We start from the raw sequence: 10062 nt of genomic DNA on the forward strand, positions 1-10062 counted from the left end.
AATAAAACGTATTTTTATTCATTATACATTGGAGTAATGATTAAAAGAAAGGGAGAGCTATTAAATGATAAAAGGGATTGGTTTAGATTTAGTAGAATTGGACCGAATTGAAAAAATGATAGGCCGTTCAGCAAAATTTGCTCAACGAATTTTAACGGATAGGGAACTTGCCATTTTTAATACATTATCGGATATGCGCAAAGTTGAGTTTCTGGCAGGTCGCTTTGCTGCAAAGGAAGCCTATTCAAAAGCAAACGGCACAGGAATCGGTAAAGGCTGTGAACTCCACCAAATAGAAATTTTAAAAACGGAGCAAGGAAAACCTGAATTATACTTTGATGGTGAACGGGTGAACGGGTTTATTTCCATTACTCATACCCGGACAACAGCAGCTGCCCAAGTAATCTTAATGCAATAATACATACATGGACACCTTGGCTCATATAGTAATTTATCGAAATAGATAATCGAAAGGGTGAATCTTTGAAACTCCGACTGCTAGTAGTTGTCGTTTGTTGTCTCTTTTTGGCGGCGTGTGGAAAAGCTACAAAGGATGAAGTGATTGAGGATGTTAACAAGAAGTGGAATGACGCAAAAGGTTATGAATTAAGTGCTTCGATGGAAGTTCGGACAGGCGCAGAGCCACGTGTTTACGATGTAAAAGTTTGGCACACAAAACCGGATTTTTACCGAGTGGCAGTTAATCCAAAAGGTGAGTCAGAACAGCAGTTAATCGTTCGAAATGAAGAAGGTGTCTTTGTTGTCACGCCATCATTACGTAAGACGCATAAGTTCCAAAGTGAATGGCCAAAGCAAAACAGTCAGGCGTATATAATTGGTGCATTGGCTGATGATTTGGTGTCAGATTCAAAAGCGGTAATGACTGAAGATGATGCGAGCTATACTTTTGAAGTAGCAACACGAAATGTAGACCAAACAGCACTGCCGGTACAGCAAATTGTAATTGATAAGAAAACGATGCTTCCGACAAAAGTAAGTGTGATGGATGAATCTTTACAAGAACAAGTTGTGATTACATTTGCCGACATTAAATTAGGTGTGAAGCATACTGCGGAAGAATATGCAGTAGAGAAATTCACTGAAAAAGAAGAAAAGAAAGCCGCATCAGCAGAAGTCGCAGACACAGAATTTAGTGTATATTACCCTACAATTGACTGGGCACATACTAAGCTGACAGATGAGTTTGAAGTGCAGGAAGATGGAAACACACGTGTTATTTTGACATTCGAAGGGGAAAAGCCATTTACATTAATGCAGCAGCCGATCCAATCTGATGAAACAATATTACCTGTATCCGGGGACCCGGCGGATTTAGGGTATACAATAGGCGCTATTACTGACAACTCAATTCAATGGGACAAAGATGGCATGACCTTCTTTATCGCTTCCACGAAATTAACAAAAGATGAATTACTGGAAGTAGCTGCAAGTGTGCAGGAAAGTAGTATAAAATAAATTATAATTATGTCTTTCTAAACTTGTTTTTAACTTATATTTTATGGTTATATTTAAGAAGAGACATCTTGCGCATACTAGCGCAAGATGATTTCTTTCGTATACAGATTTAAAAATGGTTGACTGAAAATTACATATATAACAGTAAGTTTAAACTTATAAAAAGAGGGTAAAAATCGAAATGGATACTCCAATTTATTACAGACCAACAAAAGCAGTAATTGATCTGCAAGCAATCACACATAACATTACTTCATTGCGAAATTATATAGGACCGAATATCCAAGTTATTGCTGTCGTAAAAGCAAATGCATATGGTCATGGAGATGTGGAAGTTGCAAAAACGGCAATTGAGGCCGGTGCAACAATGCTTGCTGTCGCAACACCTGACGAAGCAGTACATATTAGAGAGAATTTTAAGGATATCGATATTTTAGTGTTAGGTGCTTCACCGCACGCTTTTATTCCGTATGCATCAGCAGAAAATATTATCCTTACTGCCTTTTCGACAGAATGGCTGAAAGAAGCACAGCAGTATACACCGCTGCTGAATCAGTTAAGAGTTCATATTAAAGTTGATTCGGGTATGGGGCGTATCGGTGTATCTACTAAAGAAGAACTATTGGAATTATATACAATGATTAATTCTTCAGATGATTTTTTAGTGGATGGAATTTTTACGCATTTTGCTACTGCAGATGAAGAAGATTCAATGTACTTTGACAATCAAGCTACCCTATTCAAGGACTTTTTAGGCGCACTGCCACAAAAGCCTCGTCTTGTTCATGTTGCCAATACAGCTACCGCATTAGTAAAAGATCCTTCTTTGCGTTATGATGCGGTACGTTTCGGTATTTCCATGTACGGATTGCTGCCTTCAGGTTATGTAGGTACAAAATTGCCTTTTCCGATTAAGCCGGCATTTTCTCTACAGACAGAACTTGTACATATTAAAAAAATGAAAGCTGGTCAATCGGTAGGCTATGGTGCGACATATACAGCAGAAGAGGACTGCTATATCGGTACAATACCGATTGGCTACGCAGATGGTATGATTCGTAAGCTTTCGGGCCAAGAAGTGCTTGTTGGTGGAAAAAGAGCGAAAATTGTCGGCAGAATTTGTATGGATCAAAGTATGATTTTACTTCCGGAAGCATATAATATTGGGGAAGAAGTTGTACTGATAGGCTGCCAACAGCAAGAGGAAATCACAATAGATGATTGGGCTCATAAACTCCAAACAATTAATTACGAAGTGCCATGTGTAATAACGGCCAGAGTTCCTAGGGTATATAAATAAATCGATGTAATACTACTGTAAATAACTTCAAATATACAAAACAAGTGTGTCCATATTTATTCCTTTATTGCGAGAATTGTCAGTTTTTTAATTTTCCTGTCTTTTCATTGTAGTCAATCAATGATAGAATGAATGGGAAATGGGATGTTCGGTGGAGGTGCTTGTTTTGTACGCGAAGGAATTAGCAGAAGTAGAAGAAGTAGTAATTGACATACCAAATGAGCTAGTAACGCAATTCGAAAGAACGTTTGGGCGTAATACTGAGAATGGTTATATGATGGCGTATTTGGCGACTCAAAATTATACAAAGCATATGCAACCAAATCAAATACGGGAAGCTTTAATAAAGGGCTATGTGGAAATGTCGCAAATTAATCTGACAATTTGCAGTGAGTGCTTGCATGCAGAGTATGAAGCGGAACATATGGTGGAGCGTCTCGTAAGCGGGGGATGACAATTTGATTGTAAAACGTGGAGACGTTTTTTTTGCTGACCTATCACCGGTGGTAGGGTCAGAACAGGGCGGGACTAGACCCGTTCTTATTATTCAAAATGATATTGGAAATCGCTTTAGTCCAACTGTCATAATAGCTGCAATAACTGCGCAAATTCAAAAAGCAAAGTTGCCTACACATGTTGAAATCGATGCAAAAAAGTATGGTTTTGAGCGTGATTCGGTAATTTTGCTTGAACAATTGCGTACAATTGATAAATCACGATTAACAGATCGTATTACTCAGCTAGATGCAAAACTAATGCAAGAAGTAGATATTGCTCTAAATATTAGTTTAGGACTCGTAAAATTTTAATACATAAAAAAACATCGAAACAACCGTTTCGGTGTTTTTTATTATTATGAATCAAAGTCCCCTGTAAATTTTAGGTGAATAGTAAACTGTAATCATGCAAAATTGTAATATTTTACTTAAAATTATAAATATAGCAAAAATATGGCTGAAAACTTATATCCAACTAAACTACAAGGATAACATATGGTATAATATATAAATTAATAATTCAAAAAACTGATACTGTACGTTAACTCCATAGAAAGAAAAAGTAGGAAATTGGGGGCACTATGATGAATACGAAATCTACCGTAGAGATTGTGACAGAATGGGATATTGTAGCTGCACGCCAACTTGGACGTAACGAGGCGAAAGCAATTGGCTTTGGTGCGGTAGATCAAGCTCGAATTACGACAGCGATAAGTGAACTGGCTCGAAATATATATTTATATGCCCGTGCCGGGGAAGTGACAATAGAGCGTATTAGTAATGAAGAGAAAGTTGGCCTTCGCATAATAGCGGCAGATAAAGGACCGGGAATAAGCAATTTGAAAAAAGTGATGGAAGACGGCTATTCAACTTCTGGCGGCCTTGGAGCGGGCTTGCCGGGAGTCAGAAGACTAATGGATACAATGGACATCCAATCCACAGTAGGAAGTGGTACGACGATAGTTATCGAAAAATGGGTAAAGTAGGATGTGGTAAAATTTGAAAGAGCTGCAAACACAATATCAAAAAATCTTATCTGATTTTTTGGCAAACCAAACTGAGCGAAATTTATATATAGGACAAAACTTTATTCGACAGTTAATTCAAAAAAAAGTAGCTCCAGAAGAAGTCATCAATATCCACAAGTATGCGATAGAGCAAATTTATCCAGATCTACCAGAAGATATTTCGCATAGCTATGATTTTTTAATTGAGATTATGGTACACTTTGGTTTAACTTTAAAGGAGCATCAAAGTTTACTGGAACAGCAAGAAGAACTGCGTATGGAGATGAATGTCGCTACAAAGATCCAGAATATGATTCTCAGAACAACAGTACCTAGGCTTGATCAGATTGATATTGGGATGCTATCTGTACCAATCCGCAAAATGAATGGTGATTATGTTCACTTTTTAAACAACAATGATTCAGTTGTCAGTGTAGCTGTGACAGATGTTGTTGGAAAAGGTGTGCCAGCAGCCCTTTGTATGTCTATGGTCAAATATGGGCTTGATACACTTGAGTACGCAACGAAAGATCCATCTTACATTTTAGAAGTGTTAAATCGTATTATCGAAAAAAGTGTTGATGATAGTATGTTTGTCTCGATGTTTTACGGGACATACAATATTGAAGAAAGCAAATTTACATATGGGTCGGCTGGGCATGAGCCTGCTATATATTATAATGCTCGTAAAAAAACTTTCTTTGATTTGGAATCGAAAGGTTTACTATTAGGTGTTATGCCTGAAGTGACATACCCGCAGTACGACATCTGTTTGGAAGAAAGTGATTTTATCATTATGATTACAGATGGTGTAACGGATTTTCGTAAGCAAGGAGAGTTGGATCCTCGGGATGTGATTAAGAATTTGGCATTAAGTTGTAGCCATCTTTCGGCGCAGGAAATGTGTGAGGAAATGTACGCCTATTTGAAAAACATGTCTGATTTTGAATTAGAAGATGATTTTACGGTTGTTATTTTTAAAAAATAAAAAAATTTATGTTTGAGCTCCCGCGGATTCGGGAAAAGTAATTAGGCTTATAATGGAGGTGTCTAATAATGAATGTTAATGTTCAATTTAGAGAAGATGGAAACGTATTAAAAGGTTATATCGAGGGTGAAATCGATACGTACACAGCCCCGATTTTACGTGAAGAGCTAGAGACTGTTCAAATTGTAGAAGGCCGAGAAATCGAATTGGATTTATCAAAAGTAAATTATATGGACAGTACGGGTTTAGGAATATTTGTAGCATTTTATAAAAAAGTTACGAAGGAAAATGCATCATTAAAATTAGTGAATTTATCAAATCGTTTAGTAAGATTGTTTGAAATTACAGGATTAAGTGAATTAATGAGTATTGAGATTGATGAGGAATTGGAGTTGAAATGATGAGAGCATTTGACTATATTGAAATTCGAGTGCCTGCCAAATCGCAATATGTAAGTGTTATACGGCTAACAATTTCAGGATTAGCGATGCGAGTTGGGTTTACTTATGATGAAATTGAAGACTTAAAAATAGCTACAAGTGAAGCGGTGACAAATGTTGTTCACCATGCTTATAAAGCAAACGAGGAAGGCGAAGTTGTAATCGGTTGTGCATTATTTGAAGACAAGATTGAAATAATGGTCGCAGATTACGGTGTAAGCTTTAACTTTGAAGAGATCAAATCAAAAGTTGGTCCATATCATGAAAATGAAAACGTAGCATTATTACGTGAAGGTGGATTAGGGATTTATTTAATGGAGACTTTAATGGATGAAGTGAAATTAAATAACGAAGGTGGCGTCACTGTTTTCATGACAAAGTATGTCTCGAGAGAGCAGGTGAAAGGGAATGTCGAAAGAATCACTACCTAAGAATACATCAAAAGAAGAAGTGCTAAATTGGATTGCAGAATATCAGGCGAGCGGCTGTGAAGATTCACAAACAAATCTTGTGCTCCATTACCAGCAATTAGTCGAGTCGATTGCACGCAAATATTCACATGGTAAATCTTATTATGATGATATTGTACAAGTAGGGATGCTTGGCTTATTAGGTGCGATCCGACGATTTGACCCTTCTTTTGGCAGAAGCTTTGAGGCGTTTGCTGTTCCGACAATCGTCGGAGAAATAAAACGCTTTTTACGTGATAAAACTTGGGACGTGCATGTTCCAAGACGTATTAAAGAATTAGGACCTAGAATCAAGGCGGCTGTCGAAGCATTAACGACATCGCTACAACGTTCCCCATCCATTACCGAAATTGCAACATATTTAGAAGTACAGGATGAGGACGTACTGGAAGCGATGGAGATGGGTCGAAGCTATCAGGCATTGTCGATGGACCATTCGATCGAATCGGATTCTGATGGCAGTACGGTAACGTTATTTGATGTAGTCGGTCGAGAAGACACAGGCTATGAAGTAACAAACCGCCGCATGATTGTAGCAGATGCGATGAATGTATTAAATGAACGTGAGCGACAGATTATCCAATTAACTTATTTGGAACAGCTTAGTCAAAAGGAAGCCGGAGAAAGACTCGGTATATCCCAAATGCACGTTTCGCGAATTCAACGTAAAGCAATTAAAAAATTACAAGACGCCATTACAGCAAGTGGCGGTGTCTCATTATAAAGTTTAAGAGTCTACTAGCATAAATTAGTAGGCTCTTTTTTCATGCATAAATTCGAAGCTTTTTTGGGAAACAATACAAATGGAATGGTACACTAAAAGAAAGTTCGAAATTTAAAGGAGTGGCATGATGGATCAACAAAAAATGTTACAAATAATCGCGAAAGACGCGAAAGTGGAACCAAAGCAAGCTCAAGCGGTTATTGGACTACTGGAAGAAGGTAACACAGTACCTTTTATCGCACGTTACCGAAAAGAAATGACAGGTTCACTTGATGAAGTACAAATAAAGGCAGTGGAAGACCGCTACCATTACATACAACAACTCGAAACACGAAAGGAAGAAGTGCTGCGTTTAATCGATGAGCAAGGTAAATTAACGGAAGAACTACAAACAGCTATCCAAGCATCAACGGTTCTTCAACGCATAGAAGACTTGTACCGACCATTTAAACAAAAGCGCCGTACAAAAGCAACGATTGCCAAAGAACGGGGTTTGGAACCGTTAGCTGAAGAACTGTTAAAGCTTAAAAAGCGTACGTTGGAAGAAATGGCGTCGCCTTATATAAACGAAGAACAAGGTGTTACTGGAATAGAAGATGCATTGGCTGGCGCACGAGATATTTTAGCGGAGCGATTTGCCGATGATGCTGCAATTCGTGAAAAGCTGCGTACCTTATCTTGGCGTGAAGGGAAGCTTGTAACAACGGTAAAAAATGCGGAAAAAGATGAAAAACAAGTATTTGAAATGTATTATTCATATGAAGAACCCGTTCATCGAATTGCACCCCACAGAATACTGGCGGTAAACCGCGGTGAAAAAGAAGAAGTGATACGTGCAGCAATTGAAGTTCCAATCGATAAAGCGACAACATTAATGGAAAATTATTTTATTCCAAGAAATTTTGTTGGCCCTTCTGTAAATGAAGTGAAAATGGCAGTTGCGGATAGCTATAAACGGTTAATTAAACCGTCTATTGAAAATGAGCTTCGAGCAGAACTCTCATCAAAAGCAGAAACACAAGCGATTCATATTTTCTCGGAAAATCTACGGAACTTATTATTACAGCCGCCAATGCGCGGTAAAATGGTTCTTGGTGTTGACCCTGCATATAGAACAGGATGCAAATTAGCGGTAGTCGATGAAATGGGCAAGATGATTGAAGTTGGCGTTATATATCCCCACACTACGTCGGATCCGTCAAAAGCAAAAGCAACTGTGAAGGCATTATTAAAGAAATATCCGATTAGTATTATTGCGATTGGAAACGGGACAGCCTCCCGTGAAACAGAGCAGTTTATTGCGGAACTGCTGAAAGAAGTAGACGGAAACATTGCATATGTAATTGTCAACGAGGCAGGGGCCTCCGTATATTCTGCTTCAGAAGTTGCGCGAGCGGAGTTTCCGGATTTACAGGTAGAACAACGAAGTGCTGTATCAATTGCCCGTCGTATACAAGACCCGTTATCCGAGCTAGTGAAAATTGATCCGAAAGCAGTCGGAGTAGGGCAATATCAGCATGATGTTTCACAAAAACAACTCGCGGAATCACTAACGTTTATTGTAGAAACAGCGGTAAACCAAGTTGGGGTAGATGTAAATACAGCTTCGGCCTCCCTTTTACAATATGTATCTGGACTTTCAAAAACGGTTGCGGAAAATATTGTGTCGATGCGTAGTGAAAACGGCCAATTTACATCACGGGCACAACTGAAAAAAATCCCGCGATTAGGTGCTAAAACTTACGAGCAGGCTGTCGGTTTCTTGCGTATTGCAGATGCCAAAAATCGGTTAGATGCTACAGGAATCCATCCGGAAAGCTATAAATTAGCCGAAGCAGTATTGGAGGCAGCAGGGTTAACGAAAAAGGATGTCGGAACGGCAAAAGCCGAAGAAGCGATTAGCAAGTTAAATTTAGCAACACTAGGTGAGTCATTAGAAGTAGGGGAAGTTACGTTGAAAGACATTGTCGATACATTAATGAAACCTACCCGTGACCCTCGTGCTGCTTTCCCACAACCGTTATTGAAAACAGATGTACTTCAAATGGATGACTTGCAAGTTGGAATGGAACTGCAAGGGACAGTTCGAAATGTCGTTGATTTTGGGGCATTTGTCGATATCGGAGTAAAGCAGGATGGACTTGTCCATATTTCCAAATTGCAAAAAGGTCGAGTTAAACATCCATTAGATGTTGTTTCCTTAGGGGATATCGTGACGGTTTGGGTAGAAAAAGTAGAAGCGAATAAAGGTCGTATTTCTTTAACGATGTTAACTCCTGAAAATCAACTTAGCGTGTAAAGAGCAAGATTTTCAATTATAATAAAAAGCGCATAGCTGTATATGCGCTTTTTATTAATTTAAGGGGGTTGGCATATGACGGACGAACAGGCACAAAAATTAGTTGAACAGTTATCAAACGACTTTTTTAATCGACCGTTTATTCATAAGGCTTATTTTAATAGTCGCTTGAAAACGACGGGCGGTCGGTATATGTTAAATAGCCACAATATCGAACTTAATAAAAAACTATATGATCATTTCGGTATAGAGGAGTTAAAGGGTATTATTTTACATGAACTTTGCCATTATCATCTACATATTTTAGGGATGGGTTATAGGCATGGTGATGCGGATTTTCGGAATCTATTGAAAAAAGTAGGCGCGCCACGTTTTTGTTCTACAATGGAACAGCCAAAAGAAAAGCCGAAGCAAAAGACAATACATATATATAGCTGTACGAATTGCGGACAAATATATAAAAGAAAAAGAAAAATGGATGTAAAAAAATATTGCTGCAGCATGTGCAAAGGGAAAATTAAATTTCTCCACAGTGAAAAATATTTTTAGAAATGATGTTTAAAAATAAGTGAATAATGGTATACAGTATTTATGTTGTTTTTTAAGAAAACGAATTTTTTACCCTATATATAGGAAGAGATTTTTTCTTTATTTTTTTAAAAGAAAAGTGTTGACGAAACGGAAATCGCTCTCTATAATAGTAAAAGTCGACAAGATGATGTCGCAACGAAGTAATTATTCCGAAGTAGCTCAGTTGGTAGAGCATCCGGCTGTTAACCGGCAGGTCGCAGGTTCGAGTCCTGCCTTCGGAGCCAATATTGGCCCGTTGGTCAAGTGGTTAAGACACCGCCCTTTCACGGC

Annotated in this window: 12 protein-coding genes and 1 tRNA gene; all 13 read left to right on the top strand. The window is 38.2% G+C overall.

Annotated features, from left to right (window positions below):
• Nucleotides 1-64 precede the first annotated feature (64 nt).
• The 13 genes from acpS to M3166_RS17525 all read left to right on the top strand — a co-directional run bounded on the left by acpS (nt 65) and on the right by M3166_RS17525 (nt 10016).
• Nucleotides 65-418 (top strand): holo-ACP synthase, encoded by a 354-nt coding sequence (gene acpS, locus M3166_RS17465; protein ID WP_251691308.1) that lies wholly within the window; start codon nt 65-67, stop codon nt 416-418.
• A gap of 65 nt (nt 419-483) precedes the next feature.
• The gene (locus tag M3166_RS17470) at nt 484-1476 is read left to right on the top strand and encodes a LolA family protein (RefSeq protein ID WP_251691310.1); all 993 of its coding nucleotides are present in this window, start codon (nt 484-486) and stop codon (nt 1474-1476) included.
• Between the two features lie 181 nt (nt 1477-1657).
• Entirely contained in the window at nt 1658-2776 is a 1119-nt protein-coding gene (gene alr / locus M3166_RS17475) for an alanine racemase (RefSeq protein WP_251691312.1), read from the top strand.
• 166 nt (nt 2777-2942) lie between these two features.
• Complete coding sequence (locus M3166_RS17480; protein WP_251691314.1) at nt 2943-3230, top strand: transcriptional regulator; 288 nt, start codon at nt 2943-2945, stop codon at nt 3228-3230.
• Between the two features lie 4 nt (nt 3231-3234).
• The gene (locus M3166_RS17485) at nt 3235-3585 is read left to right on the top strand and encodes a type II toxin-antitoxin system PemK/MazF family toxin (RefSeq protein ID WP_008405778.1); all 351 of its coding nucleotides are present in this window, start codon (nt 3235-3237) and stop codon (nt 3583-3585) included.
• A gap of 272 nt (nt 3586-3857) precedes the next feature.
• Nucleotides 3858-4259 carry an anti-sigma regulatory factor gene (locus M3166_RS17490; protein ID WP_251691316.1) on the top strand — a complete coding sequence of 134 codons (402 nt, stop codon included), beginning with the start codon at nt 3858-3860 and terminating at the stop codon, nt 4257-4259.
• A gap of 13 nt (nt 4260-4272) precedes the next feature.
• Nucleotides 4273-5268: a PP2C family protein-serine/threonine phosphatase gene (locus M3166_RS17495; protein ID WP_251691318.1), complete on the top strand. Its 996-nt coding sequence runs from the start codon at nt 4273-4275 to the stop codon at nt 5266-5268.
• A 68-nt stretch (nt 5269-5336) separates the two neighbouring features.
• Nucleotides 5337-5669: an STAS domain-containing protein gene (locus M3166_RS17500; RefSeq protein WP_251691320.1), complete on the top strand. Its 333-nt coding sequence runs from the start codon at nt 5337-5339 to the stop codon at nt 5667-5669.
• The gene (gene rsbW / locus M3166_RS17505) at nt 5669-6139 is read left to right on the top strand and encodes an anti-sigma B factor RsbW (protein WP_014822539.1); all 471 of its coding nucleotides are present in this window, start codon (nt 5669-5671) and stop codon (nt 6137-6139) included. Before M3166_RS17500 ends, rsbW begins: the two co-directional genes overlap by 1 nt.
• Complete coding sequence (gene sigB, locus M3166_RS17510; protein ID WP_079523292.1) at nt 6117-6902, top strand: RNA polymerase sigma factor SigB; 786 nt, start codon at nt 6117-6119, stop codon at nt 6900-6902. Before rsbW ends, sigB begins: the two co-directional genes overlap by 23 nt.
• Before the next feature lie 127 nt (nt 6903-7029).
• A complete protein-coding gene (locus M3166_RS17515; RefSeq protein WP_251691322.1) occupies nt 7030-9201 on the top strand; it encodes a Tex family protein in 2172 nt (723 codons plus the stop codon).
• A 75-nt stretch (nt 9202-9276) separates the two neighbouring features.
• Nucleotides 9277-9750 carry a SprT family protein gene (locus M3166_RS17520; RefSeq protein ID WP_251691324.1) on the top strand — a complete coding sequence of 158 codons (474 nt, stop codon included), beginning with the start codon at nt 9277-9279 and terminating at the stop codon, nt 9748-9750.
• 190 nt (nt 9751-9940) lie between these two features.
• A tRNA-Asn gene (locus tag M3166_RS17525) sits at nt 9941-10016 on the top strand.
• Nucleotides 10017-10062 lie beyond the last annotated feature (46 nt).

It is taken from the genome of Solibacillus isronensis, assembly GCF_023715405.1.
Classification (GTDB): Bacteria; Bacillota; Bacilli; order Bacillales_A; family Planococcaceae; genus Solibacillus; species Solibacillus isronensis_B.